Genomic DNA, 25,097 nt, shown 5'->3' on the forward strand with positions numbered 1-25,097 from the left:
CCGAACGCACGGACTGACGGGCGCGGGCCCGGGACAGGGGAGACTCCCCGTCCCGGGCCCGCGCCCGCGCGCTCCGGACCGGCTCAGGCGCCGCTCTCCCGGAGCATGTCCTCGCGCTCGACCAGCTTCACCCGCTCACGTCCCTGCGGCTCGCCCAGAGCCTTCTCCGCGGCGTCCAGCTTGTACCAGCCCTCCCAGGTCGTGAAGCGGACGTTCCGCTCGGCCAGGAAGGCGTCCACGGCCTCGGGCTCCGGCGAAGCGGGCGTCTGCAGCCGCCCGCCCGCGTAGTCCTCCAGCAGGTTGGCGACCGTCTCGTTGGCGTCACCCTTGGTGTGGCCGATCAGGCCGACCGGGCCGCGCCGGATCCAGCCGGTGACGTACGTCGACTGCAGGTGCTCGCCGGACTCCTGGATGACGCGTCCGCCCTCGTCCGGGACCGTGCCCGAGTCGATGTCCCAGGGCAGCTTGGGCAGCTGGTCGGAGAGGTAGCCGACGGCCCGGTAGACCGCCTGGACGTCCCAGTCCTTGAACTCGCCGGTGCCCTTGACGTTGCCGGTGCCGTCCAGCGCGGTGCGCTCGGTGCGCAGACCGACGACCTTGCCGTCCTCGCCGAGGATCTCGGTGGGCGACTCGAAGAAGTGCAGGAACAGCTTGTGCGGGCGGTCGCCGACGTCGCGGATCGCCCAGTTCTCCAGCGTCTTGGCGACCATGTCGGCCTGCTTGTTGCCGCGCCGGGTGGCGATCGAGCCGTCGTCGTAGTCGATGTCCTCGGGGTCGACGATGACCTCGATGTTGGGGGAGTGGTCCAGCTCCCGCAGCTCCATCGGGCTGAACTTCGCCTGGGCCGGGCCGCGGCGGCCGAAGACGTGGACCTCCAGCGCCTTGTTGGCCTTGAGGCCCTCGTAGACGTTCGGCGGGATCTCGGTGGGCAGCAGCTCGTCGGCCGTCTTGGCGAGGACGCGCGCGATGTCGAGGGCCACGTTGCCGACACCGAGGACGGCGACCTTCTCCGCCTCCAGCGGCCAGGTGCGCGGGAAGTCCGGGTGGCCGTCGTACCAGGCGACGAACTCGGCGGCGCCGTAGGAGCCGTCCAGGTCGATGCCGGGGATCGGCAGCGCCCGGTCGGCCGTGGCGCCCGTGGCGAAGATCACGCCGTCGTAGAAGGCGCGCAGGTCGTCCAGGCTGATGTCGGTCGGGTAGTCGACGTTGCCGAAGAGACGGATCTGCGGCTTGTCGAGCACCTGGTGCAGGGCCGTGATGATGCCCTTGATCCGCGGGTGGTCGGGGGCGACGCCGTAACGGATCAGTCCGAACGGGGCGGGCATGCGCTCGAAGATGTCGATGGACACACCGGGGTCGGCGGCCACCTCGGACTTGAGCAGGGCGTCGGCGGCGTAGATCCCGGCCGGGCCGGATCCGACGATGGCTACCCGCAGAGGGCGGGGCATGTTCAGGTTCCCTTCGAGCGGTGACAGATCGACTCTCGGGGAAGCCTAAGCTAAGGCAAGCCTAAGTCGGTACGCGGGTCCGGTCTATGAGCCCATAAGTCGATCTTATGGGATGTCATGGCCTGACTTTGCCCCGGGTGCCGGGACGGGTTCACGGGGTTTGAACCCCGGTCACCGGGTGACGCAGGCGTGAGGCAGGCGATCGCGTCCACCTCACGAGGGGAGCCCCGGTGCATCGTCCGGACGACCACCCGGATCCGAACCGGTGGCGGGCCCTGTGGGTGACGCTGGTCGCCGGTTTCATGACCCTGCTGGACGTCACGATCGTCGCGGTCGCCCTGCCCTCCGTGCAACGGGACCTGCACGCCTCGGCGGCGTCGGTGCAGTGGGTCGTGTCCGGGTACGCCCTCGCGTTCGCCCTGACGCTGGTCACCGCCGGCCGGATCGGGGACACGTTCGGCAGGCGCCGCGTCTTCCTGGCCGCCCTGGCCGCGTTCGTCGTCTTCAGCGCCGCGGCCGGGGCCGCGCCCGGCATCGAACTCCTGGTCGTCGCCCGGCTCGCCCAGGGGGTCGCCGCGGGCAGCCTCGCACCGCAGAACTCGGCGCTGATCCAGCAATTGTTCCGGGGCGCGGAGCGCGGACGCGCCTTCGGACTCTTCGGCGCCACCGTCGGCGTCTCCAGCGCGGTGGGGCCGGTCGTCGGCGGACTGATTTTGGCACTGGCGGGCTCCGGGGGCTGGCGCTGGATCTTCTACGTCAACGTGCCGGTCGGCGTTCTCGCCTTCGTGCTCGGCCTCCGCCTCCTGCCCCGGGTGGCCCCCGGTGGTGGCCGGCAACGGCTGGACCCCGTGGGAGTGGTGCTCCTGGGCGCCGGCATCCTGGCCCTGATGCTGCCGCTGGTGCTCGCGGAGGGCGGCGGGGTCGGCAGGGTGTGGTGGCTGTTCCCGGCGGGGCTGCTCCTCCTGGTCGCCTTCGCTCACTGGGAACGGCGGGTGGCCCGCCGCGACGGGGAACCGCTGCTCGATCCCGGTCTGCTCACCGAGACCCGCGGCTACGCCACCGGCGCGGGTCTGGCCGCCCTGTACTTCGTCGGCTTCAGCGGGGTGTGGCTGGTCTTCGCGCTCTTCTTCCAGAACGGCCTCGGCTACTCGCCGCTCCTGTCCGGCCTGGCGGTGACCCCGTTCGCCGTGGGCTCCGCCGCCGCCGCGGCCGTGGCGGGCCGGCTGGTCGAGCGGCTGGGGCGGTTGCTGACGGTCTGGGGACTGGTGGCCGTCATGGCGGGACTGGGCACCACCGCCGTGCTGCTGTGGCTCGTGCCTTCCGACCGGGCCGTGTGGTTCGCGGCTCCCGCCCTGCTGGTCGGCGGGCTGGGCAGCGGCTGTGTGATCTCCCCGAACATCACGATGACGTTGCGGGACGTCCCGGTGCGGATGGCGGGCGCCGCCGGGGGCGCCCTGCAGACGGGGCAGCGACTGGGAGGCGCCGTCGGCACCGCCGCACTGCCGGGACTGTTCCACCTGACACTGAACGCCACCCACGACGACTACCGCGAGGCGGTGGCCCTGTCGGTCGGCTCCGGCGTCGCCGCCATGCTGTGCGCGCTGACCGTCGCGGTCCTCGACCTGCGACGGGACCGCTCGGGCCGCGCCGGGCGGTGTCCGCCCGAGCGGTCCCACAGCCACACCCACGCGGGTCAGGGCTGAGGGGGCGCCGGCGCGGCCCGGCCGCTCAGCGCCGCTTCCCGAACTTCCGCAGCATCTGCTGGGCCTGGGCCCGCCGACGCGGGTCCGCGGCGGCCCGACGCACCTGCTCCGTCGCCCGGCGGCCCTGCGGGCTGCGCGCGAACCGCTTGATCCGGTCCAGTACTCCGGCCATGACGTTCCTCCGAGTCGACTACGGGTCTTCGGGTCTTCGGGTCTCCGGGTCTCCGGGTCTCCGGGTCTCCGGGTCTCCGGGTCTCCGGGTCTTCCCTGCCGACCGCCTACCCCGCCATCGCCCGGTCACCCCGCGGGGCGCCGCCGGGTTTGACGCCGCCGTGCCGGGCGACCCGCAGGGCAGGACACCGCAAGCGAACGCCGAGAGGTGACACAGTGGCCGGCAACCAGAAGTCCAAGGCCAAGGCGGAGCAGGCCAAGGGGAAGGCCAAGGAAGCCGTCGGACGTGCCGTCGGCAACGAGCGCATGACGGCCGAGGGCCGCGCCGAGCAGACCAAGGGCGATGCCCGGCAGGCCAAGGAGAAGGGCAAGGACGCGTTCCGGCACTGACACCGGAAGCGCGACGGACGCACGCGGGCCGCGGCACCCGGCACACGGCCGGTTCCGCGGCCCGCGTCGTGCCCGGCGGCGGGACCGCTTCCGGCGGTGGGTCGGCCGATGGGGGAAGGCGCCCCCTCCGTGAGCGCCGCGGCGCCCCCTCAGGGCGCCGGCTGCTCCGCCCAGATGACCTTGCCGGCCGGTGTGTACCGGGTCCCCCAGCGCTCGGCGAGTTGCGCGACGAGGAAGAGACCGCGGCCGCCCTCGTCCGTCATGGCCGCGTAGCGCAGGTGCGGCGAGGTGCTGCTGCTGTCGAACACCTCGCAGATCAGGCTGCGGTCCCGCACCACCCGGACCTGGACGGTCTCACCGCCGTACCGGATCGCGTTGGTGACCAGCTCGCTGAGGATCAGCTCGGTCGTGAACGCCAGCTCGTCCAGCCCCCACTCGGCCAGCCGCCGGCTGACCTGGGAGCGGATCTCGCCGACCGCCGCCGGGTCGTTCGGGACCTGCCATTCGGCCACCCGGTCGGGGCCGAGCGCGTGGGTGCGGGCCACGAGCAGGGCGATGTCGTCGCCCGGCCGGTCCGGGAGGCGGGCGTCGAGGACGGTCCGGCAGGTCTCCTCCGGTGACTCGCCGGCCGTCTCCAGCGCCTGGCGCAGATGTTCGAGGCCGACGTCGATGTCGTGTTCCCGGGTCTCGACCAGCCCGTCGGTGTACAGCACCAGCCGGCTGCCCTCCGCCAGGTGGAGTTCGGTCGTCTCGAACGGCAGGCCGCCCAGGCCCAGCGGCGGACCGGCGGGCACCTCCGGGAACTCCACCGTGCCGTCGGGCCGGATCAGCGCCGGCGGCGGATGACCCGCGCGGGCCATCACGCAGACGCCGGCGACGGGGTCGTAGATGGCGTACAGGCAGGTCGCGCCGGTGACGGGGGCGCTGTCGTCGGCCGCCTCGTCCTGGTCGATGCGGCCGACCAGCTCGTCCAGCAGGCCGAGCAGCTCGTCGGGCGGCAGGTCGAGCGAGGTGAAGTTGTGCACCGCCGTCCGCAGCCGCCCCATGGTGGCCGCCGCGTGCAGCCCGTGCCCGACCACGTCACCCACGACCAGGGCCACCCGCGCCCCCGACAGCGGCAGCACGTCGAACCAGTCGCCGCCGACCCCCGCCTGCGCGGGCAGGTACCGGTAGGCGATGTCGAGGGCGTTCTGCTCGGGCATCCGCCGCGGGAGCAGGCTGCGCTGGAGGGTCACCGCCATGCTGTGCTCGCGGGTGTAGCGGCGTGCGTTGTCGATGGAGACCGCGGCCCGCGCGACCAGTTCCTCGGCGAGCGCCAGCTCGTCCTCGTCGAACGGCTCGGGCTTGACCGAACGCCAGAAACTGACCACCCCGAGCACCAGGCTGCCCGCCCGCAGCGGCACGGTGATCAGTGAGTGGACGCCGTACGCCACCACCTGCGCGGAGCGTTCGAGGTCCTGTGCCTGCCAGCCCGGGGCCTCGTCCAGGCGGGGTTCGAGCACGGGCCGGCCCGTTTCCAGCGAACGGCCCTGCGGGGAGGAGGCCACGAAGCGGATCTGCCGGCCCACCGGGTAGAGCGGGACCTCCTCGCGGATGCCGCTGAGCGCGGCGCGGCTCAGCCGGGCCGCGCTCCCCGGCTGGCCACCGGCCAGCACGGCGTCGAACAGGTCCACGCTCACGTAGTCCGCGAACCGGGGAACGGCCAGCTCCGCCAGTTCCTCGGCGGTACGGGTGACGTCCAGGCTGGTGCCGATGCCGACACCGGCGGCGTACAGGATGTCCAGGCGTTCCCGGGCGGTCTCGGCCCGCCCGGACAGGGCCCGCAGCTCGGTCGAGTCACGGAGTGTGGCGACGCTGCCGGCGGGGCCGCCGCGTACGTCCGTGGGCCGCTGGTTGACCGCCAGCAGCCGGTCCTTGACGAGGTGCACCTCGTCCGTGGCGACCCGGCCGGAGGCCAGCAGCTCCGCGGTGTCGTCCGGCAGCCCGAGGTCCAGGACGTACCGTCCCTCGGCGTCGGCGGGCAGGTCGAGCAGGCGCTGCGCCTCGTCGTTGGCGAGCAGCAGACGGCCGTCGGGGCCGGCGATGAGCACGCCCTCGCGGACGCTGTGCAGCACGGCGTCGTGGTGTTCGTACATCCGGGTCATCTCGTGCGGTCCCAGGCCGTGCGTCTGCCGCAGCAGCCGCCGGCTGACCAGCGCGGTGCCGGCCGTCGCCAGGGCCAGTCCGACGCCCGCCACGATCAGCACCAGGGGCAGCTGCCGGTCGGCGGCGCCGCCCACGTTCTCCGTGGTGATGCCGGCCGACACCAGGCCCACCACCTCGCCGTCGGGCGCCTCGACCGGCACGACGGCCTGGACCAGCGGGCCGATGGTCCCCTCGATCTCCTCGGTCACCGTCTCCCCGGCCAGGGCGGGGGCGATGTTCCCCACGAACTGCTTGCCGATGCGGTCGGGCTTGGGGTGGGTGTACCGGATGCCGTCGGTGTTCATGACGACGATGAAGTCCACGCCCGTCGCCCTGCGCGCCGCCTCGGCCCGGGGCTGGAGCACGGCGGTGGGATCGGGGCTGCGCAGCGCCTCGCGGATGCCGGGGGAGTCGGCGAACGTCGCGGCCACGGCGACGGAGCGGTTGCGGGCCTCCACCTCGCTGTCGTGCCGCACCTGGAGCACGAGCGCGACCGCCGCCGCCACCACGAGCAGCAGCACGATGAACACGTTCATGGCGAAGACCTGGCCGGCCACACTGCGCCCGGACAGGGCGGAGCGCAGCGCCGCCGCGCGTCCTCGCCGTCCCGCGCCCGCCCCTCGCCGTGACCGGTCCGCGTCCCGCCGGACCCGGGCGAGCGAACCTCTGGGACGACGGGGTGACCGCTCTCCCGATCGACCCATCAGTCGGACCATGTGCCCATGTCTACACTGCCGCGCCCGAGGAGGCGAGGGGTGCCCCCGGTGACGGAAGGGCCCGGCCCGGGCCGCGCGGGACCCCGGCTCACCGGGGACTCCGGTGCCGCGAGCGGCGGGTGGCGAGCAGCAGGGCGATGTCGTCGGGGCGGTCCGCGGCCTGGCGGGCGGTGCCGGTGAGCCGGTCGGCGACGTCCGCCAGCGAACGGCTGCCCGCGGGTGCCCCGGACGCGTCGGCCCCGGCGAGGGCCAGCCCGAGGGCCGCGATGCCGTCGTCGATGTCGGTGCCGGGCCGTTCCACCAGCCCGTCCGTGTACAGGGCGAGCACGGCGCCGGGCTCGACCCGGAACTCGGTCAGCGGATAGGGCGTACCGGGGTCCACGCCGAGCACCATGCCGCCGGGCAGGTCCAGCGTCTCGGTGCGTCCGTCCGGGTGGCGCAGCAGCGGCGGCGGGTGCCCCGCGCGGGCCGCGCGGGCCCGTCCGGTGGCCGGGTCGAGCCGGATGTAGCAGCAGCTCGCGAACAGGCCCGGGTCCAGATCGGTCAACAGGTGGTTGACGCCGCCGAGGACCTCGTCGGGCGGTCGGTCCCCGAGGGCGAAGGCGCGTACGGCGCTGCGCAGTTGGCCCATCGTGGCCGCCGCCGGCACGCCGTGCCCCTGCACGTCGCCGATGACCAGGGCCATGCCGTCGCCGGAGGCGACGACGTCGTACCAGTCCCCGCCCACGTCCATGCCCTGGGTGCCGGGCAGGTAGCGCCCGGCGGTCTCCAGCAGCGGGTGCGCCGGGAGCCGGCGGGGCAGCAGTGCCCGTTGCAGTCCGCGGGCGAGCGCGGTCTCGGACTCGTACCGCCTGGCCTTCTCCATCGCCTGGGCGATCACCCCGGCGAGGGCGGTGAGCACCGCGCGCTCCTCGGTGCCGAAACCGCGGGCCCGGTCGAAGCCGAGGATGCAGGAGCCGACCGGGCGGCCGGAGGCGATCAGCGGCAGGAAGGCGCGGGCGCCCTCCGTGGCGTCCAGCGGGATGCCGGGGTAGGCGGCGGCCAGCGCCTGCATGGAGTCGAAGAAGAGCGGACGGCCGCTGGTGAGCGTCTCGACCCCGGGCAGACGGGCGTCCAGTCCGACCCCCTCGAAGGGCGCGAGGAAACCGGGCGGGAAGCCCGTCTCCCACGCCAGGTACAGGTGCCGCTCCTGGAGCAGGTAGATGGCGAGCCGTCGGCCGCCGAACGCCGGCAGCAGTTCCCGTACGACCACGGCGGACACCTGGCGGGCGGTGACCGCCTCGGTCAGGGCCAGGGCCAGGACGATGGGCCGGTACACGGGCGGCGTGGTGGCGACGCCGGCGGGTGCGGCGTCCCGGGCTCCGGGCGCCGCTTCCGGCGTGCCGTGCTCGGGTGCGAGGCCGGCGGACGCGTCGGCCACCCGGTTGGCCGGACGGACCGTTCCCGTCAGGAGGTCCCGGCCGGGATGCACGGAGACCGCGAGCCAGTCGCCCTCGTAGGGCTGCGGGGCGGCCCGGCGACTGTCGTCGGGCGGGCGCCGGACGTGGAAGCGGACCGGGTCCGGCGAGAGCAGGGCGCCGCGCAGGTGGTCCTCGTAGCCGGCCCGGTCCAGCCAGGGCACGGCTTCCCACAGGGAGTGGCCGAGCAGCCGGGACCGCGGCAGGCCCAGCAGCCGGGCGGCGCGCGGATTGACGTAGACGATCGTGCCCGTCCGGTCCAGGCAGAACACGCCGTCCGGCAGCAGGTCGGCGGCGGCGTCCGCCACGGTGCCGTCCGAGGGCTCGCGTACGACACCCCGCACGGGGCCGCCGGCGAGGGGCGCCGCCGGCGGCCTCCACAGTTCGACCAGACGCAGCGCGCCGTCGGCGCCGCGCACGTACAGGGGCAGCGGGGGCGGTCCGCCGTCGGCGGTCTGCCGCAGTGCCGCGGCGACCCGGTGCCCGTCGTCGGGAGCCAGCGTGCCGGTGAGCGCGTCGAGGGTGGTGAGGGGGGCGTGGGCGTCCTCCGCCACGCCGAGCAGGTCGCACAGCGGCTCGTCGACGGTGACGGCGCCGGTGGCGGGGTCCCAGGCGAAACTTCCGGCGCGTTGCGGATGCCGTGCGGACGGCGGCGGCCGCAGGCACAGCGGTTCGCCGTCCCAGAGCGCGGGCTGTGCGCGCCGGTCCCCGGCCGACCGCTCCAGCCCCGCGCCGAGCTCCCGCGCCAGCTCTTCCATCCGGCCCACGCCCTCCAGCAACTCGGCGGTGTCGGAGGCGGAGGGCCGCAGCACGGTCAGGACGCCGTACGTCCGCGCCGCACCGGCGACGGGCACGTACAGGGACCCGAAGGGGAACGGCAGGCCGGCCGCGAACTGCGGGTAACGGCGCATCGTCTCGGCCGCGTTGGGCAGCACCACCCGCGTGCCGAGCCGGTAGGCGTCGGCCACCGGGAACGCGCTGTCGGTGTGCAGCCGCCACCAGGGCCGGAAGAGCGGCCCGGGCAGTCCGGCGAGTACGGCCAGCCGCAGCAGACCGGGCGTGCGGGAGGGCAGGTAGATCCCGCCCGCGTAGCCACCGGCGGCGCGGATCGCGCGGGTGGAGGCGTCGACGAGCAGCGCCGTCAGCCTCCTGGGCATCCGGCCTGCGTCCTCGGCGCCTGCACTCATCGGCCCCACCTCGTCCGTGCGCCGTCACGCGGGCGACACAGCAAGAATGCGCCACCCCGCCTGGGTGGCGCACGCGGTCGGGCCGCACGGGTGACCGTGACGGGGCGTTGACCTCGAGGACGGGAGTCCGTAACCTCCTCCGCGACATTCGGAAATCATTCCGAAACTTTCGGAGCGGCGGCTCCTCCTGGCGGCTCCGAACGGCTCCCGCACACCGATTCGAGGAACGGGATGACATGCGCATGACTTCGTTTCGTCTGTCGAGAGCGGCCACCGCCGCGCTCGTCGCCGCGGCGGCGCTGACGGCCGCGGCGCACTCCGCCGAGGCCGCCGAGACCGCCGACACACTCGGCTCCGCGGCAGCGGCCCAGGGCCGCTACTTCGGCACCGCCGTCGCGGCGAGCCACCTCGGCGAGACCGACTACGTCTCCACGCTGAACCGCGAGTTCGACTCCGCGACCCCCGAGAACGAGATGAAGTGGGACGCCACCGAGCCCACCCGCGGCACCTTCACCTTCTCGGCGGCCGACCAGGTCGTGAACCACGCACAGGCCCAGGGCATGGACGTACGAGGCCACACCCTCGTCTGGCACTCCCAACTGCCCTCCTGGGTGGGCGGCCTGGGCGCGGCCGACCTGCGCAGCGCCATGAACAACCACATCAACCGCGTGATGGGCCACTACAAGGGCCAGATCCACAGCTGGGACGTCGTCAACGAGGCGTTCCAGGACGGCGGCAGCGGAGCGAGGCGCAGTTCGCCCTTCCAGGACAAGCTGGGCGACGGCTACATCGAGGAGGCGTTCCGCACCGCCCGCGCCGCCGACCCGGCCGCCAAGCTCTGCTACAACGACTACAACACCGACGGTGTCAACGCGAAGAGCACCGCCGTCTACAACATGGTCAAGGACTTCAAGTCCCGCGGCGTACCCATCGACTGCGTCGGCTTCCAGGGCCACTTCAACAGCAACTCCCCGGTCCCCTCCGACCTCCGGGCCAACCTCCAGCGCTTCGCCGACCTCGGCGTCGACGTGCAGATCACCGAACTCGACATCGAGGGCTCCGGCGCCGCCCAGGCCGACAGCTACGCCCGTGTGGTCGAGGCCTGCCTCGCCGTGGACCGCTGCACCGGCATCACGGTGTGGGGCGTCACCGACAAGTACTCGTGGCGCAGCGGCGGCACCCCGCTGCTGTTCGACGGGAACTACGCCGCCAAGCCCGCCTACGACGCCGTCCTGTCCGCACTCGGCGGCTCGGGCGGCGGCGGGAACCCGGGCGGGGGCACGGCGACCTGCACCGCCACCTACACCAGGACCGCGGACTGGAGCAGCGGCTACAACGGCCAGGTCACCATCACCGCGGGCAGCGAACCGATCGGCTCCTGGGCGGCGACCCTCACCTTCGCCTCGCCGCAGCGGGTCCAGGCCACCTGGAACGCCGTACCGACCTGGAGCGGCAACGTCATGACGGCGCGGCCGAGTTGGAACGGCACCCTGGCGGCCGGCGCGTCGACCAGCTTCGGGTTCACGGTGGCGAAGAACGGCAGCGACGCCGCGCCCGTCGTGGGCGGCTGCACCGTTTCCTGACCTGACCTGACCTGACCTGACCTGACCTGACCTGACCTGACCTGACCCGACCCGGCGCACCGGGCCGCCGTCACCCCAAGGTGTCGGAGGCGGCCCGGTGCGCCCCGTGGCGACCGTCGCCGTGCCCGCGAGCGACCGGGACGGCGTCCTTTCCGGCGTACTCGGTCCAGGACTGTCCGAAAAACGGCGCGTCCGGCGGAAGTTGGGGCAAAGGGGCTGTGACAGGTGCCCCGGTGCGTATCGTGAAAGGCCGGGGTCAGCGCTTTCCCTACCCGGCCCCGGACCGGACGGTGAGGCTCTGTATGACTCCGGCGCACAGACCCGATGCCGCGGGCGCCTCGGTCGTGTCCTCGGTGGTGGAGTTCAGGGGCGGATCGGCGATGATCCCGGCCTCCAGGGACGTCGTGCACGGCTTCGTCGACCGGCTCGTGGAGCGGGGTGTGGATCCGGCCGACAGCTTCCTGGACGCCGCCCGCCTGGTCGCCAGCGAGCTGGTGACGAACGCGCTCCGGCACGCGCCCGGGCCCTGCCGGCTGGAGCTGACCCTGGTCGACGACGGCGTGGAGATCGCCGTGTCGGACACGGGGGAGGGGTACCCCACGTTCCTGCCCCGCGATCCCCTGCGGGTCGGCCGGCACGGGCTGGAGATCGTGACGCGCCTGTGCGACGAGGTCATCACCAAGCCGAACGCGACGGGCAAGACGGTCTACGCCCGCCTGCCGCTGCGCTGACGCCGGGACTCAGGCGGCCAGGGCCTGCTCGACGGTGGGGAAGCAGTCGATGAGGGTGTCGACCCCCACGAGCCGCAGTACGCGCTCGACGGCAGGCTGGGGTGCGGCGAGCCGGAACCAGACGCCGCGGGTCTCGGCGGCCTGGTGGGCGGAGATGAGCACGTTGATGCCGCTGGAGTCCAGGAAGGCCACCTCCCCGAAGTCGACCACCGTGCCCGGCGCCGTGAGCACGCAGGACAGCAGCACGTCGCGGAGCTGGCTGCTGCCGTCGAGGTCGACCTCCCCGGCGATGCTGACGACGCTGACGCCGTCGCCTCCGGTGGTGCGGGTTATCAGCAGCCGCTCCGGTACCGCCGCTCCCTCGATGTCCGCCACGTTTCCCTCATCTCCCGCATATGCCCGGCCCGTCGTCGGTGGCTCGATGTTAGGCCCTGCGGGGCCGGCGCGCGCCGGTTGCGCACAGGCCGGGGCCCCGCGGGACCCGCGGCTCGGGTTCGGCGCGCGAGAAGGCGTTCCTCTGACTACGGTCGAGGTGTGGTGGCTCACACATTCGAGGAGCTCGTGCACAAGCGTCGCGCGGCGGACCAGGCACGCCACCGGGTCGAGACGCTGCGGGACTCGTACGGGCCTCCCACGCAGCATCAGTGGACCCCGCGGCAGTCGAACACCTACGAGACCGCCGTACGGGCCTGGCGCGACCTGGACCGGGACGCGCAGACCGCGATGACGGAGTACGTGAAGGAGGGTGGTCAGTCCCGGCACAAGATCGAGGCGAAGGTCCGCAAGGCCGTCCAGGACGGAGGTCAGGGCACCTGACCGACGGTGGCCGTCCGGCCCGTGAACGTGCCTTCGGGCCCGTCCGACCGTTCCGGAGCATCCGGAACGGTCGGCACGTCGGGGAGTCCCGCATCCCGCAGGGTGCGGGACTCCCCCTCGCCGTCCGGGAGCGCGGTCACCCGCCTCGGGTGGCGCCCGTCCTGTCGGTGCCGGTCGAGCGTCGTGCTGCGCGCGGGCGCCGGGTGTGTGTCACGCCCGCCCGGCCATCGCCTCGCCCACCAGAGCGCGCACCGCGTCCAGTGCCGCCGCCCGGTCCTCGGGGACCAGGCCGATGCGGGTGCGGCGGTCGAGGAGGTCGGACTCGTCGAGGGCCCCTTCGTGGCGCAGCGCCCAGACGACTTCGGCGCCGGTGACCGGGTGGTCCGCGAGGAGGCGCTCGCCGAGCCGGGGGTCGCGGGCGGTGAGGGCGTGGACGGCCGGTGCCTCGGTGCCGTAGCGCCGGACCAGGCGGCGCGGTGCCCGCAGCGCGGCCAGGGCGTGCGGTGCGGCCGCGCCGACCAGTGGCAGCGCGGCGGTGGGGGACGGGCCGGCGTCGAGGCGGCGGGCGGCGACGGCGGCGTCCACGGCGTCCTCGGCCATGCGCCGGTACGTGGTGAGTTTGCCGCCGACCACGGTGATCACGCCCTCCGAGGAGGTGAGCACCGCGTGCCGGCGGGAGACGTCCGCCGTGCGGGGAGCACCGTCGGAGCGGTCGGCGGACGTCGTGTCCAGCAGCGGACGCAGACCCGCGAAGGTCCCCACCACGTCCTCGCGGCGCACGGGCACGTCCAGCACGGAACCGAGCACGTCCAGCAGGAAACCCACGTCGGTCTCGGGCACCTCGGGAACGTCCGGCACCTCCCCGTCCACGGGCTCGTCGGTCAGACCGACGTAGACCCGCCCGTCGCCCTGGGGCAGGACCAGGACGAAGCGGTTGGTCTCCCCGGGGACCGGCACGTGCAGGCCGGCGGGCAGCGGGCCGAGCCGGTCGGAGCGCAGGACCAGGTGGGTGCCGCGGGAGGGGCGGACGCGGATGCCGTCGACGAGGGCACCGGCCCACACGCCGGAGGCGTTGATCACCGCGCGGGCGCGGATCTCGCCCTCCTCCCCGGTGAGTTCGTCGCGTATCCGGGCCCCGGACGCGGTCAGCTCCAGTGCCCGCGTCCGGGTCAGTATCCGGGCTCCGCGCGCGGCGGCGGTCCGGGCGAGCGCGGTCACCAGGCGGGCGTCGTCCGTGAGCCGGCCGTCCCAGGACAGCAGCCCGCCGCGCAGCCGGTCGGAGCGGAGGGCGGGGGCCAGGTGACGGGTCTCCACGGCGGACAGCCGGCGCGGCGCGGGCAGTGTGGCCCGCGCGGTGCGCGCCGCCAGCCGCAGGGTGTCGCCGGCCCGGAACCCGGCCCACGCCAGCGCGGCCTGGCCGCGGGAGACCAGTGGCGTCAGCGGCAGCACGAACGGCTGGGCGTGCACCAGGTGGGGCGCGGTGCGTTCCATCAGCACCCCGCGCTCGACCGCGCTCTCGTGGGCCACGTCCAGCTGCGCGGAGGCGAGGTAGCGCAGGCCGCCGTGGATCAGCTTGGAACTCCAGCGGGAGGTGCCGAAAGCCAGGTCGTGGGCGTCCACGGCGACCACGCTCAGACCCCGGGCCGCGGCGTCCAGGGCGGCCCCGGCACCCGTCGCGCCGAGCCCGACGACCAGGACGTCCACGACGGGACCGCTCACCGCCTCGGTGAGCTCGCGTGAGCGCCGAGCGGCGGACAGGGAGGCCCCGGCGGCGGGGCTGCTGCTGGTCGGGCTCATGGTGCGAGGGTCCTCTCCAGGATGGTGCGCAGTTCACCGAGGAAGGCCGCGTGGGTCAGCTCGGCGTCGTCCTCGTCGGTCATGGTGCGGAGCGACAGGGCGAAGGACTGGACGATCAGCAGTACGGACCGTGCCTGCCGTCCGGTGTGGGCCGGGCGCACCGACCCGTCGGCGTGCCCCTCGGCCAGCGCGCCGGCCAGCAGCTCCAGCAGGGCCTCCTGGCTCGCCCCGCGCCGGTCGAGGACGTAGGGCAGCAGGAGCTCGGGATCGACGTCGACGATCTTGCGGAGGAGCGGATGCGCGCGGAACGCCTCCACGCCGGTCACCAGTCCCTCGACGATGCGTGAGCGGGTGGCAAGGCCCGGCCGCGGCTCCGGGATGGCCCCGGTGGCCACCGCGATCCACTCGCGGGTCATCAGGTCGCCGACCAGGGTCCGCACGTCGGGCCAGCGCCGGTACAGCGTCATCCGGGAGACGCCGGCGCGGCGGGCCACGTCGGTCATCGTCGTGCGGCGGACCCCGACGGCCAGCACGCAGTCGCGCACGGCGTCCAGCACCGTGTCGTTGTCCGAGGTGTTCTGCCGTCCCGAGTTGTTGTGACGATTAGGCGTCATGTGTAACAGTGTAACGCCCGTGAGGCCGCAGAGACGGCATCCCCGAACCGACCGCGAGGACGACAGGCCATGGACATGCTGTGGAACGGCTGGGGCGACCCGGCCAGGGCGACGCCGCTGCCCGACACGGTGACCGGTGTGCTGCGCGAACTGCTCGGCGTCAAGCCCCGCGACGCCGCCCCCGTCCCGCTGGAGGAGACCGGCGTGGCCGCGTCACCGCTGGACGCCGCCGCCTGCCGCGCGCTGGAGACCGCCGTCGGCGACCGTCCGGAACGGGTGCGCACCGACACCGAGACCCGGGTCCGCCACACCCGCGGCAAGTCCACCCCCGACCTGCTGCGGATGCGGACCGGCGACACCACCGACGCCCCGGCCGCCGTCGTCCTCCCGGACAGCCACGACGAGGTGCTGGCCGTACTCGACGCCTGCGCCCGGCACGGCCTGGCCCTCGTCCCCTTCGGCGGCGGCACCTCCGTCGTCGGCGGCCTCGCCCCCGAAGGCCGGTCCGGGCCCGCCGACTTCGTCGCCCTCGACCTGCGGCACATGAACCGCCTGCTCGACCTCGACGAGGTGTCCCGCACCGCCACCCTGCAACCCGGTCTGCGCGCCCCCGAGGCCGAGGCGCTGCTCGCCGAACGGGGCTACACCCTCGGCCACTTCCCCCAGTCCTACGAGTGGGCCACCATCGGCGGCTTCGCCGCGACCCGCTCCAGCGGACAGGCCTCGGCCGGCTACGGCCGCTTCGACGAGATGGTCCTCGGCCTCACCCTCGCCACCCCCGAGGGCACCCTCGACACCGGCCGCGCCCCGCGCTCGGCCGCCGGACCCGACCTGCGCCAGCTGGTCCTGGGCTCCGAGGGAGCCTTCGGCGTCATCACCTCGGTCACCGTGCGCATACGCCCCCTGCCGGAGGTGCGCCGCTACGAGGGCTGGCGCTTCGCCAGCTTCGACGCGGGCGCCGCCGCCCTGCGCCGCCTCGCCCAGGACGGACCGCGCCCGACGGTGCTGCGGCTCTCGGACGAGACGGAGACGCTGATCGGCCTCGCCCAGCCCGACGCCATCGGCGCCTCCCTGGAGCGGCAGGACGCCGGCTGCCTCGCGGTCGTCGGCTTCGAGGGCACCGAGGGGGACACCGCGCACCGCCGCGAGGGCGCCGCCGCCGTCCTGCGCGAGTGCGGCGGCATCTTCGCCGGGGACGAGCCGGGGGAGCGCTGGGCCCACGGCCGCTACTCGGCGCCGTACCTGCGCGACTCGCTGCTCGACGCCGGGGCGCTCGCCGAGACGCTGGAGACGGCGACCTACTGGTCCAAGATCCCCACCCTGTACGCCGCGGTCCGCGACGCCCTCACCGGCACCCTCACCGGGGCCGACACCCCGCCGCTGGTCATGTGCCACATCTCGCACGTCTACGAGAACGGCGCCTCCCTCTACTTCACCGTCGTCTCGGCCCAGGGCGAGGACCCCCTGGCGCACTGGAGCCGCGCCAAGCACGCCGCCAACGAGGCGATCCTCGCCGCGGGCGGCACCATCACCCACCACCACGGCGTCGGCACCGACCACCGCGACTGGTACGTCCGGGAGGCGGGGCCCCTCGGCGTGGCGGCCCTGCGCGCCGTCAAGCGGAGCCTGGACCCGGCGGGACTGCTCAGTCCGGGGGTCCTGCTGCCCGGCGACCGGCCCGCGCCCACGACGCACCCCCACCCGTGAGACACACGACCCACCCCCACCCGTGAGACAACTGTCCGGCACCACTCGTCAGCCCGGAGGCACATCGATGCGACAGTTCACCGCCGTCGTCAACCCGACCGCGGGCGGCGCCACCTCGGCCGCAGCCCTGCTCGGGGTCGCCCGGCTGCTGCGGGAGGCGGGTGCCGGGCTGGAGACCGAGTACAGCCGCAGCCTCGACCACGCCCGGGAGATCGCCCGGCGGGCCGGGCAGCGGGACCGGGTGGTGCTCGCCGTCGGCGGGGACGGCATGGCCGGCGGGATAGGCGGCGCCCTCAGCGGCACCGGGGCACCGCTGGGTCTGGTCCCGGCCGGCCGCGGCAACGACTTCGCGCGGGCCCTGGGCCTGCCCACCGAGCCCGCCGCCCTCGCCGAGGTGCTGCTGCGGGGCGAGCCGCGACCCGTCGACACCATCGAGGTCACCTCGGCGGTCCACGACCGCACCGTCGTGCTCGGAAGCGTCTACGCCGGTGTCGACGCGCTCGCCAACCGCCACGCCAACCACGCCCGCCTGTTGCGCGGCACCGCCTCCTACTACTCGGGCGCGCTGCGCGCCGTCGCCGGCTGGCGCGCCACCCGCTACCGCGTCACCGTCGACGGCGAGGAACACGCGTTCACCGGCTACACGACGGTGGCCGCCAACTCCGGTTACTACGGCTTCAACCGCCGCATCGCACCCTCGGCCCGGGTGGACGACGGCCTGCTGGACGTCGTGATGATCCACCAGGCGCCCCGGCGGCTGTTCTTCGCCCTCATGAACGAGCTGGGGTCGGGCGCCCACGTCCGCCGCCCCCAGGTCCGCGTCCTGCGCGGCCGGGAGGTCCGCATCGAGGCCGACCGTGCCGTCCCCTACGGAGCCGACGGCGAGGTCGAGGCCGTCGTCCCGGTCACCGCCAGGGTGCTGCCCGGGGCGCTGCGCGTCCTGTGCTGAACACGCCGCCGGGCCGGCCACCGCCCTCGGTGACCGGCCCGGCGGACGCGGCACTCAGCCCCGGGGGGTGGTGAACCGTTCCCAGACCCGGTGGGAGCCCAGCAGTTCGGTGACCTGCTCAAGGGCCGCCGTGCCGGAGTCGGCGACGACCACACCGGGAGCGTCGGCGGGCACGCCCGAAGCCTCCAGCGCGACCTCGCCGCCCGCCCAGACGCCGATCGCCTTGCCGTGCCGGAACGCCTCCGACACCAGCAGGCTCACCCGCGGGTCGGTCGTCGTCCCCGGCGTCGCGGGCGCGGGCCCGGCCTTGTAGTCCCGCGGCGTGTACGCGTCGCCGCCCATGTCCGGCGCCCCGGCGAGCAGCACGGCGTCGAACTCGACGGAGCGCGCGGTGACATAGCTGCGCTGGACCGTCAGCGCCGCGTCGCCCGAGCCCAGGGTGCCGCCGGTCGGCGCCACCACCAGCGGCACCATCCCCGCGTTCAGCACCGCCTGCCGCACGGCGTTCACGCCCTCCAGGTCGGCGCCGCCCGTCACGATGCCGATCACCCTGCCGTCGGTGGGCCAGGTGCGGCCGACCTGGGAGAGCGCCGGGCTGGGCTCGACGTCGGCCAGCGGCACCGTCGGCTGCGGGGCGGGCAGCCCGAGACCCTCGGCGACGCCCGCGCACAGCTCGGGGTCGATGTTGGCCAGGACCTGGAGGGTCCGCTCGCGGACGGCCTGCTCGTAGCACTTGCCCAGCTCGAAGGTGTACGCGCCGATGATGTGCTCGCGCTCCACCGAGCTCATGCTCAGCCAGAACCGCCGCGGCTGGCTGAAGTGGTCCGCGAACGACTCCGGCGCTTCCCTCACCTTCGTCGCCTCCGGGACCCGTACCGGCGCCTCGACGTACGCGCCCTCGGCCGCGCCGGCCGTGAACGGGCAGCCGCCGTCCAGGGAGTTGGGACGGTAGGGAGCCACCCCCCGGTGCACGGCCGTCTGGTGCATGCCGTCGCGCAGCATGTCGTTGACCGGCGCCTGCGGGCGGTTGACGGGCAGCTGCGGGAAGTTCGGGCCGCCGAGACGGGTGATCTGCGTGTCCAGGTACGAGAACAGCCGGCCGGCCAGCAGCGGGTCGTCGGTGATGTCGATGCCCGGCACCAGGTGGCCCACGTGGAAGGCGACCTGCTCGGTCTCGGCGAAGAAGTTGGACGGGTTGCGGTTGAGGGTCAGCAACCCCACCGGCTGCACCGGCGCCAGCTCCTCCGGCACGAGGTTGGTCGGGTCCAGCAGGTCGATGCCCTCGAAGGTCTGCTCCGGGGTGTCGGGGAAGGTCTGGATGCCCAGCTCCCACTGCGGGTACGCGCCCGCCTCGATGGCGTCGGCGAGGTCCCGGCGGTGGAAGTCCGGGTCGACGCCGTTGATGAGCTGCGCCTCGTCCCACACCAGGGAGTGCACGCCCAGCTTCGGCTTCCAGTGGAACTTCACCAGCGTCGTCTCACCCGCGGCGTTGACCAGCCGGAAGGTGTGGACACCGAAGCCCTCCATCATCCGGTAGGAGCGCGGGATGCCGCGGTCACCCATGAAGAAGATGGTGTGGTGGGTCGCCTCGGTGTGCAGCGAGACGAAGTCCCAGAAGGTGTCGTGCGCGCTCTGCGCCTGCGGGATCTCCCGGTCGGGATGCGGCTTGGCGGCGTGCACCACGTCCGGGAACTTGATCGCGTCCTGGATGAAGAAGACCGGGATGTTGTTGCCGACCAGGTCGAAGACACCCTCGCTGGTGTAGAACTTCGTCGCGAACCCGCGGGTGTCCCGCACGGTGTCCGACGACCCCCGGGAGCCGACCACCGTGGAGAACCGCGTGAACACCGGCGTCTCCACGTCCGCCGCGAGGAACCCGGCCTTGGTCACGGAGGCCGCCGTGCCGTAGCTCTGGAAGACGCCGTGCGCGCCCGCGCCACGGGCGTGCACCACACGCTCCGGGATGCGCTCGTGGTCGAAGTGCATGACCTTCTCGCGCAGGTGGTGGTCCTGCAGCAGCACGGGACCGCGCGGCCCCGCCTTCAGCGAGTGGTCGGTGTCGTACAGCCGGGTGCCCTGAGCGTTCGTCAGGTAGGCGCCGGACTGCGCCACCCGGGCCTGGTCGGCGCCGGTGGGCTGGCCGGTCGGCGAGACGGTGTCCGGGCCGCTCTGGTCCGGCTTCGGGGGCAGCGGCTCCCGGGGCTCGGTGGGTTCGGCGACGGGCGGCGACTCGGCCCCGGGCTTGCCGGGGATGCCGTCCGCCGGTCCGCCACCCTCGCCCTGCAGGCTCTCGGTGACCTTGTGGGCTACCCGCTTGAGGGGGTTGGCCTCGCTCATCAGCCTCTTCTCCGTTCTGGGCGGGCCGCTGCACGCGGCCGGTCGTGTTCGGGTACCGACTGCCGTGGTGGGCCGTGACCGCGTACCCAGCGAGCGGGACTCAAGGCATGGGCGCGAGGGAATGGACGCGGTCGTCTCAGGTGACGGACTCCCCGTCGTGCACGCCGCCCTGACAGCGCTTCGTGAAGGAGCCCGTCCCCGACTGGTCGACCGAGATGATGATCACTCCGCCGCCCCGGACGCACTCGGTCGCCGTCACGTCGGCCGGAAGGTGGGCGGTACGGGGCACGAAGGCCTCGGCGGGAGCCGCGCACAGCACCGGCACGGTCAGGGCCGCGACCACGGCCCACGTGGACTTGCGCATGAGTGGGGCTCCTTCTCGCCGGTGCGGTTCCAGCGTCACCGGGTCAGGTGCGGTCCGCCACCTCAGACGCGCGCACGAGGGAGGGCCCCGACCTGTGGTGCCGGTCGGGGCCCTTGCCCGTACGCCTTCCCGGAGCGGAGGAGGGCGTCAGTCCGCCGTGTGCGTCACCCGCACCGGCTCGAACGAGACGCGGGTGCGCCCGCCGCCGTCCGCCCAGACGACCTCGACCTCCCGGCCGCCGGGCACGACCTCCGTGACGGCGTCCCCCAGGGGGCCGGGCCCCGGCTCGCCCGTGAGCGCGGCCAGGCAGACGTGCAGGGAGTCGCCGCCCGCGTCCCCGGTCAGCCGGGGCAGCTCGGCCCACGGCGTGAACGCGGTGCCCTGCGGGGCGCGAACGGTTTCGGGCTCGGGGCTCCAGCCGTGCAGCCCGTGCAGCGCCGAGACCAGGGGTTCCTCGGGACCGGTGGCCCATCCGGTGTGCGTGAGGCGTGCACCGGGCGGCGCCCCGGTCACGCGGTGCACCCGCAGCTCGTACGCTCCCTTCGCCACGGTCACGCTCTCCACCCGCAGCCCCGGCACCATCGGGGGACCGTCGGTGAACACCGGCCGGTGCCAGGACGCCGCCCAGCCCCAGCCGTCGCCCTGTCCCGCGCCGAGCGGGTGGATGCGACGCCGCACGCTGCCGCGGCCGTTCACCTCCACCGAGAGATGGTTGTCCGCGACGTTCGTGCCGGCGGTGGGGCCGGTCCGGGTCGAGTAGGCCTGTCGGCCGTAGTGCGGGTCGTCCGCCGCGGCCGACTCGCCCTCGTGCGGCCGGACGTGGTCGCTGCCGTGGTTGTGCAGCCGTACGATCCCGTCGGCGCGCGTCGCCTGGACCAGCAGCCCGGGCGCGGACAGGGCGAGCACGCGGTCCGCCTCCTCCACCGGGGCCGCCTCCTCCGTGGCCGTCCACAGGGGGTGGCCGGCGGGCGCCAGGAGCGACACGAACGCCTTCGACGCCCAGTAGGGGGAGGCGGGGCCCGAGTACGACTGGAGGGTGGCCTCGTGGGGCCCGTGCCAGCCCAGGCTGAGCAGCCCGTCGTCGGTCAGGGCCCCGCGCTCCAGGAAGTACCGCAGGTTCCCGCTCACCAGGCGCCGCGAGACGCCCGGCGACAGCGGCGTGTACCCGGTGACCGCGCCCAGGCCCACCGCGGCGGAGGCCGCGAAGCGGTAGGCGAGCGAACGGCCGTAGTGCAGCGGCGCCCCGTCCCCGCCGAACATCAGCGCGTAGCCCTCGAGGTGCGTGCGCAGCCGCTCCCCGTACCGGGCGGCGACCGGTCCGGTGTCGCCGGCCAGGTGGGCGTCCAGGACCGGGTACAGGTGCAGCGCCCAGCCGTTGTAGTGGTCGAAGGCACGACCGTCGCCGTCCGCGTACCAGCCCTCGCCCCGGTACCAGCCCTCCAGCAGCTCCAGCGCCCGGCCACGGGCCGCCGCCGTCTCCGCGTCCCCGCGGCCGACCGACTCCAGGAACCCGGCGACCGTGTACGGGAACAGGTACCAGTTGTTCGGCGCCGGCACGTGCCTGAGCGCCCCGCGCAGCCATGCCTCGACCCGGTCCTGCACCCCGGCGTCGAGGTTCTTCCACAGCCAGGGCGCGGTCAGCCGCAGCCCGAGCGCGACCGACGCCGACTCGACCATCGGCTGGCCCTGCACGTCGTGGTCGAGGATCAGCGGCCAGGACTCGGTGTCCTCGCGGCCGGGCGTCCGGGTGCCGGAGTCGAGGCCGCGGGCATACCGGTCCAGCCAGCCGTGCGGGTCGTCGCCGTCCGCGCCCGCGACCCGGAAGGCGGCCGCCAGGAAGGTCCGGGCAAAGCCCTCCAGACCGTCGGAGCGCACGCCCGAGCGCGAGGGTCGCCCCGGCAGGTCGAGCAGGGCACAACCCGGGGTGCCCCAGCGCCACGCGGCCCACAGCAGCCCGTCCGCGACGGCCTCCCAGTGGGCCCGGGTGCAACCGGTGTACGGGCTCGGCGCACGGTCCTCGGTGGGCAGTTCGAAGGGGATGGTCATGCCAGGAACGCCAGCCTTTCGCGTCGTACGGGATGGAGGAAACCGGCGCCGGACGCCCAGCGGGTCGTCTCGGCGAGCGCCAGGTCGGCCAGGCGCCGCCACTCGTTGCCCTCGGAGCCGGCGAGGTGCGGCGTGATCAGCGCGTTCTCGCAGTCCCACAGGGGGTGGTCCGGCGGCAGGACCTCGGGGTCGGTGACGTCCAGCACCGCCCGGACGCGGCCCGCCAGGACGGCGTCCGTGAGCGCCTCCTGGTCGACGACCGCGCCCCGGGAGGTGTTGATGAGCACCGCGTCTGTCCGCATCGCGTCGATCAGCGCCCGGCCGACCAGACTGCGGGTCGAGGGCAGCAGCGGGGTGTGCACGCTGACCGTGTCGCAGCGGGCGAACAGGTCGGGCAGCCCCACGAGTTCGACACCGAGTTCGGCGGCGTCCGCGTCGCTCACGAAGGGGTCGTGCAGGAGGACGTCGACGTCGTGCGGACGGAGCAGTTCGACGACCCGGCGGCCGATCAGCGACGCCGAGAGGATGCCGACCGTGCGGCGGTAGTTGCCCACGCCGCGCGGGGTGCGCAGCCAGTTGCCGCGCTCCCGGGACGCCCGGTAGTCGCGGGCCCGCTCCAGCACCCGCTTGCCGGTGAGCAGGATCATGGAGAGCGTGTACTCGGCCACCGGCAGCGCGTTGGCAGCGGCGGCCGAGGAGACCTCAATGCCCCGCTCCCAGCACGCCTCGGTGACGTGCCCGCGGACGCTGCCCGCCGTGTGCACCACGGCCCGCAGCCGCGGCGCGGCCCGCAGCACGTCCTCGTCCAGCCGCGGGCAGCCCCAGCCGGTGATCAGCAGGTCCACGTCGGCCAGCACGGACCTGGCCCGCGGCGTGGACAGGTCGTCCAGGACCGGGAAGGGCGCGAGGTCGCAGATCCTGCGGAACGCGGCGAGGGACTGCGGGTCGAGGACGGCCGAGGCGGCGTCCCGGGACATGGCCACGGCGGCGCGCGGCCGGGAACCGGGGACGGGGGCGTGCGAAGTCACTTGACGGCTCCGGCGGTCAGCCCGCTCCGCCAGAAGCGCTGGAGCAGGACGAAGGCGAGGATGAGGGGCAGTACGGCGAGCAGCGAACCCATGATCACCACGGGGTAGTACTCCGGCGAGACGGACGCCGCGCTGTTCCACTGGTACAGGCCGAGGCTTACCGGATACAGGTCCTGGTCGGACAGCATCACCATGGGCAGGAAGAAGTTGTTCCAGATCGCGGTCAGCTGGAAGAGGAAGACGGTGATCAGACCGGGACCGAGCATCCTGAGCGCCACCCGGGCGTACGTGGTCAGCTCGCCCGCCCCGTCCACGCGCGCCGCCTCCAGCACCTCGTCGGGTACGTAGCCCTGCGCGAAGATGCGTCCGAGGTAGACGCCGAACGGGTTGAACAGCACCGGGATGAACACCGCCCAGAAGGTGTTGACCAGGCCGGCCTCGGACGCCATCAGGTACAGCGGCAGCGCGAGCACCGTCTGCGGCACCATGACCGCCGCCAGGACCAGGCCGAACAGCTTCTCCTTGTGCCGGAAGCGGTACTTGTCGAAGGCGTAGCCGCAGGCGACGCTCACCAGCGCGCCGACTGCCGCGCCCACCACGGCGTACAGCAGGCTGTTGACGTACCAGCGGCCGTACAGCCCGCCGTCCATGGCGAACAGGTCCTGGAGGTTCTGCACGAAGGAGAAGTCGCTCAGCGACAGCAGGTCGCTGCTGAAGAGCGCGTCCCGGGTCTTGGCGGAGGCGAGCACCAGCCACAGCACCGGCAGCAGGGTGTACAGCACGGAGATCGCGACGACCGCGTTGACCGTCGCCCGGCCCAGCAGCTTGGGGCGGAGCAGGGAGCTGTCGGTGGTGCTCATCGGGCCTCCTCGGCGACGTCGGCGCGGCTGGTGAGGCGGGTGACGCCGTAGGAAAGGGCGATGGTGCAGACGAGCAGGACGACCGAGGCGGCCGCCGCGAGACTGTAGTTGTTGCGGGTGAAGGCCGCGTCGTAGATGTACATGCTCGGCGAGAACCGGGAGCTGATCATCGGGGACGACTGGCTGAGCAGCATCGGCTCGGTGAAGAGCTGGAGCGCCCAGATCAGCGTGAAGATCGAGACCATCACGATGGAGGCCCGCACCAGGGGCGTCTTCACCTGGAGCGCGGTGCGCACCGGCCCCGCGCCGTCCACCACGGACGCCTCGATCACCTCGCGCGGCACGGCCTGAAGCGCGGCGTAGAAGACCACCATGTTGTAGCCGAGGTTGCTCCAGAGCGCGATGTTCACGATGGACGGGAGCACCGTGTGCACGCCCAGGAAGTCGATCGTGATGTCACCCTTGGCGAACAGCTCGATGACCGGGCTGATGCCGGGCGTGTACAGGTACAGCCAGATCAGCGCCGCGATGATGCCGGGCACCGCGTGCGGCAGGAACAGGCCGAGCTGGGCGAAGGCCCGCAGCCGGACCACGCCGGAGTCCAGCAGCAGGGCGAGGGCGAGCGCGCCGACGACCATGAGCGGGATGTAGATCAGGCAGTACAGGGCGACCGTGCCGAGCCCGCCGAGGAAGGTCGGGTCGGTGAGCACGGCCGCGTAGGAGCGCAGCCCGACGAAGATCCTGCGTTCCGGGCCGAATCCGAGGCCGGGCTGGTCGTCGCTGAAGAAGCTCAGGTAGACCGCCGTGCCGACGGGGATCAGGAAGACGGTGACCAGCAGGGCGAAGAACGGCGTCATCAGGACGCCGACGGCGGTCAGTTGCCGGCGCTTGGCGGCTCTGCGGGCGCGCAGGCCCGACGCGGAGGGTGCCGGGGCGGTGGCGGGGGAGGCGCCGGCCGGCACCCGGGTGTGGGTGGTCGCGGTCATGGGGTGTCACCTGCCTTTCGTCG

The 25,097-nt window shown here is 73.7% G+C and carries 20 protein-coding genes; 7 read left to right on the forward strand and 13 right to left on the reverse strand.

Translation table 11 applies throughout. The annotated features are described in order from the left end of the window. Positions 1-83: 83 nt before the first annotated feature. Positions 84-1,448 carry an FAD-dependent oxidoreductase gene (locus tag ACLIN4_RS32300; protein ID WP_100048304.1) on the reverse strand — a complete coding sequence of 455 codons (1,365 nt, stop codon included), beginning with the start codon at positions 1,446-1,448 and terminating at the stop codon, positions 84-86. Between the two features lie 230 nt (positions 1,449-1,678). Here ACLIN4_RS32300 and ACLIN4_RS32305 point away from each other — a divergent pair, with 230 nt between their 5' ends. Continuing rightward, a complete protein-coding gene (locus tag ACLIN4_RS32305; protein WP_382025315.1) occupies positions 1,679-3,151 on the forward strand; it encodes an MFS transporter in 1,473 nt (490 codons plus the stop codon). Positions 3,152-3,176: 25 nt separating this feature from the next. On the opposite strand, the gene ACLIN4_RS32310 is transcribed toward ACLIN4_RS32305, so the two are convergent. After that, complete coding sequence (locus tag ACLIN4_RS32310; protein ID WP_107063994.1) at positions 3,177-3,323, reverse strand: hypothetical protein; 147 nt, start codon at positions 3,321-3,323, stop codon at positions 3,177-3,179. Between the two features lie 215 nt (positions 3,324-3,538). Here ACLIN4_RS32310 and ACLIN4_RS32315 point away from each other — a divergent pair, with 215 nt between their 5' ends. Further along, entirely contained in the window at positions 3,539-3,712 is a 174-nt protein-coding gene (locus ACLIN4_RS32315) for a CsbD family protein (protein WP_100048302.1), read from the forward strand. A gap of 149 nt (positions 3,713-3,861) precedes the next feature. Here the strand turns inward: ACLIN4_RS32315 and ACLIN4_RS32320 are convergent, their stop codons facing one another. Both ACLIN4_RS32320 and ACLIN4_RS32325 read right to left on the reverse strand, forming a co-directional pair. Next, positions 3,862-6,612, reverse strand: coding sequence for a SpoIIE family protein phosphatase/ATP-binding protein (locus tag ACLIN4_RS32320; RefSeq protein ID WP_289909087.1), 2,751 nt, complete (start codon positions 6,610-6,612; stop codon positions 3,862-3,864). 88 nt (positions 6,613-6,700) lie between these two features. After that, positions 6,701-9,256, reverse strand: a complete 2,556-nt coding sequence (locus tag ACLIN4_RS32325) for a SpoIIE family protein phosphatase (RefSeq protein ID WP_107478432.1) — start codon at positions 9,254-9,256, stop codon at positions 6,701-6,703. A gap of 236 nt (positions 9,257-9,492) precedes the next feature. Between ACLIN4_RS32325 and ACLIN4_RS32330 the strand changes: the two genes are divergently transcribed. Together ACLIN4_RS32330 and ACLIN4_RS32335 are read left to right on the forward strand one after the other, a co-directional pair. Then, a complete protein-coding gene (locus tag ACLIN4_RS32330; protein WP_411576487.1) occupies positions 9,493-10,839 on the forward strand; it encodes an endo-1,4-beta-xylanase in 1,347 nt (448 codons plus the stop codon). A 302-nt stretch (positions 10,840-11,141) separates the two neighbouring features. Beyond that, positions 11,142-11,570 (forward strand): ATP-binding protein, encoded by a 429-nt coding sequence (locus ACLIN4_RS32335; protein WP_289909084.1) that lies wholly within the window; start codon positions 11,142-11,144, stop codon positions 11,568-11,570. A gap of 9 nt (positions 11,571-11,579) precedes the next feature. Here the strand turns inward: ACLIN4_RS32335 and ACLIN4_RS32340 are convergent, their stop codons facing one another. Beyond that, complete coding sequence (locus ACLIN4_RS32340; protein WP_100047615.1) at positions 11,580-11,945, reverse strand: STAS domain-containing protein; 366 nt, start codon at positions 11,943-11,945, stop codon at positions 11,580-11,582. 162 nt (positions 11,946-12,107) lie between these two features. Between ACLIN4_RS32340 and ACLIN4_RS32345 the strand changes: the two genes are divergently transcribed. Further along, positions 12,108-12,386 carry a hypothetical protein gene (locus tag ACLIN4_RS32345; protein ID WP_229830340.1) on the forward strand — a complete coding sequence of 93 codons (279 nt, stop codon included), beginning with the start codon at positions 12,108-12,110 and terminating at the stop codon, positions 12,384-12,386. A 210-nt stretch (positions 12,387-12,596) separates the two neighbouring features. Here the strand turns inward: ACLIN4_RS32345 and ACLIN4_RS32350 are convergent, their stop codons facing one another. Further along, complete coding sequence (locus tag ACLIN4_RS32350; RefSeq protein ID WP_289909083.1) at positions 12,597-14,183, reverse strand: glycerol-3-phosphate dehydrogenase/oxidase; 1,587 nt, start codon at positions 14,181-14,183, stop codon at positions 12,597-12,599. Then, entirely contained in the window at positions 14,180-14,797 is a 618-nt protein-coding gene (locus ACLIN4_RS32355; protein WP_107478436.1) for a TetR/AcrR family transcriptional regulator, read from the reverse strand. The genes ACLIN4_RS32350 and ACLIN4_RS32355 overlap by 4 nt, the downstream gene beginning before the upstream one ends. A 69-nt stretch (positions 14,798-14,866) precedes the next feature. Between ACLIN4_RS32355 and ACLIN4_RS32360 the strand changes: the two genes are divergently transcribed. Further along, the gene (locus ACLIN4_RS32360) at positions 14,867-16,504 is read left to right on the forward strand and encodes an FAD-binding oxidoreductase (protein WP_411576488.1); all 1,638 of its coding nucleotides are present in this window, start codon (positions 14,867-14,869) and stop codon (positions 16,502-16,504) included. A gap of 67 nt (positions 16,505-16,571) precedes the next feature. Further along, positions 16,572-17,453, forward strand: coding sequence for a YegS/Rv2252/BmrU family lipid kinase (locus ACLIN4_RS32365; protein ID WP_411576489.1), 882 nt, complete (start codon positions 16,572-16,574; stop codon positions 17,451-17,453). A gap of 54 nt (positions 17,454-17,507) precedes the next feature. On the opposite strand, the gene ACLIN4_RS32370 is transcribed toward ACLIN4_RS32365, so the two are convergent. From ACLIN4_RS32370 to ACLIN4_RS32395, 6 genes are all read right to left on the reverse strand, one after another. Beyond that, a complete protein-coding gene (locus ACLIN4_RS32370; protein ID WP_411576490.1) occupies positions 17,508-19,790 on the reverse strand; it encodes a catalase in 2,283 nt (760 codons plus the stop codon). A 136-nt stretch (positions 19,791-19,926) separates the two neighbouring features. Next, on the reverse strand, positions 19,927-20,154 hold the full coding sequence (locus ACLIN4_RS32375; protein WP_411576491.1) for a hypothetical protein: 228 nt from the start codon (positions 20,152-20,154) through the stop codon (positions 19,927-19,929). A 147-nt stretch (positions 20,155-20,301) separates the two neighbouring features. Then, entirely contained in the window at positions 20,302-22,200 is a 1,899-nt protein-coding gene (locus ACLIN4_RS32380) for a DUF2264 domain-containing protein (RefSeq protein WP_381939298.1), read from the reverse strand. Further along, positions 22,197-23,228: a hydroxyacid dehydrogenase gene (locus ACLIN4_RS32385; RefSeq protein ID WP_411576492.1), complete on the reverse strand. Its 1,032-nt coding sequence runs from the start codon at positions 23,226-23,228 to the stop codon at positions 22,197-22,199. The genes ACLIN4_RS32380 and ACLIN4_RS32385 overlap by 4 nt, the downstream gene beginning before the upstream one ends. Then, the gene (locus ACLIN4_RS32390; protein ID WP_411576493.1) at positions 23,225-24,088 is read right to left on the reverse strand and encodes a carbohydrate ABC transporter permease; all 864 of its coding nucleotides are present in this window, start codon (positions 24,086-24,088) and stop codon (positions 23,225-23,227) included. Before ACLIN4_RS32390 ends, ACLIN4_RS32385 begins: the two co-directional genes overlap by 4 nt. Continuing rightward, positions 24,085-25,074: a carbohydrate ABC transporter permease gene (locus ACLIN4_RS32395; protein WP_411576494.1), complete on the reverse strand. Its 990-nt coding sequence runs from the start codon at positions 25,072-25,074 to the stop codon at positions 24,085-24,087. The genes ACLIN4_RS32390 and ACLIN4_RS32395 overlap by 4 nt, the downstream gene beginning before the upstream one ends. Positions 25,075-25,097 lie beyond the last annotated feature (23 nt).

Origin of the sequence: Streptomyces mutabilis (assembly GCF_046628145.1) — a bacterium.
GTDB classification, from domain to species: Bacteria; Actinomycetota; Actinomycetes; order Streptomycetales; family Streptomycetaceae; genus Streptomyces; species Streptomyces mutabilis.

Bases quoted from the DNA above. Each gene is read 5' to 3' on its own strand.
- ACLIN4_RS32300 (WP_100048304.1), bottom strand. From the start codon at position 1,448: ATGCCCCGCCCTCTGCGGGTAGCCATCGTCGGATCCGGCCCGGCCGGG.
- ACLIN4_RS32310 (WP_107063994.1), bottom strand. From the start codon at position 3,323: ATGGCCGGAGTACTGGACCGGATCAAGCGGTTCGCGCGCAGCCCGCAG.
- ACLIN4_RS32320 (WP_289909087.1), bottom strand. From the start codon at position 6,612: ATGGTCCGACTGATGGGTCGATCGGGAGAGCGGTCACCCCGTCGTCCC.
- ACLIN4_RS32325 (WP_107478432.1), bottom strand. From the start codon at position 9,256: ATGAGTGCAGGCGCCGAGGACGCAGGCCGGATGCCCAGGAGGCTGACG.
- ACLIN4_RS32330 (WP_411576487.1), top strand. From the start codon at position 9,493: ATGCGCATGACTTCGTTTCGTCTGTCGAGAGCGGCCACCGCCGCGCTC.
- ACLIN4_RS32335 (WP_289909084.1), top strand. From the start codon at position 11,142: ATGACTCCGGCGCACAGACCCGATGCCGCGGGCGCCTCGGTCGTGTCC.
- ACLIN4_RS32350 (WP_289909083.1), bottom strand. From the start codon at position 14,183: ATGAGCCCGACCAGCAGCAGCCCCGCCGCCGGGGCCTCCCTGTCCGCC.
- ACLIN4_RS32355 (WP_107478436.1), bottom strand. From the start codon at position 14,797: ATGACGCCTAATCGTCACAACAACTCGGGACGGCAGAACACCTCGGAC.
- ACLIN4_RS32360 (WP_411576488.1), top strand. From the start codon at position 14,867: ATGGACATGCTGTGGAACGGCTGGGGCGACCCGGCCAGGGCGACGCCG.
- ACLIN4_RS32365 (WP_411576489.1), top strand. From the start codon at position 16,572: ATGCGACAGTTCACCGCCGTCGTCAACCCGACCGCGGGCGGCGCCACC.
- ACLIN4_RS32370 (WP_411576490.1), bottom strand. From the start codon at position 19,790: ATGAGCGAGGCCAACCCCCTCAAGCGGGTAGCCCACAAGGTCACCGAG.
- ACLIN4_RS32375 (WP_411576491.1), bottom strand. From the start codon at position 20,154: ATGCGCAAGTCCACGTGGGCCGTGGTCGCGGCCCTGACCGTGCCGGTG.
- ACLIN4_RS32380 (WP_381939298.1), bottom strand. From the start codon at position 22,200: ATGACCATCCCCTTCGAACTGCCCACCGAGGACCGTGCGCCGAGCCCG.
- ACLIN4_RS32390 (WP_411576493.1), bottom strand. From the start codon at position 24,088: ATGAGCACCACCGACAGCTCCCTGCTCCGCCCCAAGCTGCTGGGCCGG.
- ACLIN4_RS32395 (WP_411576494.1), bottom strand. From the start codon at position 25,074: ATGACCGCGACCACCCACACCCGGGTGCCGGCCGGCGCCTCCCCCGCC.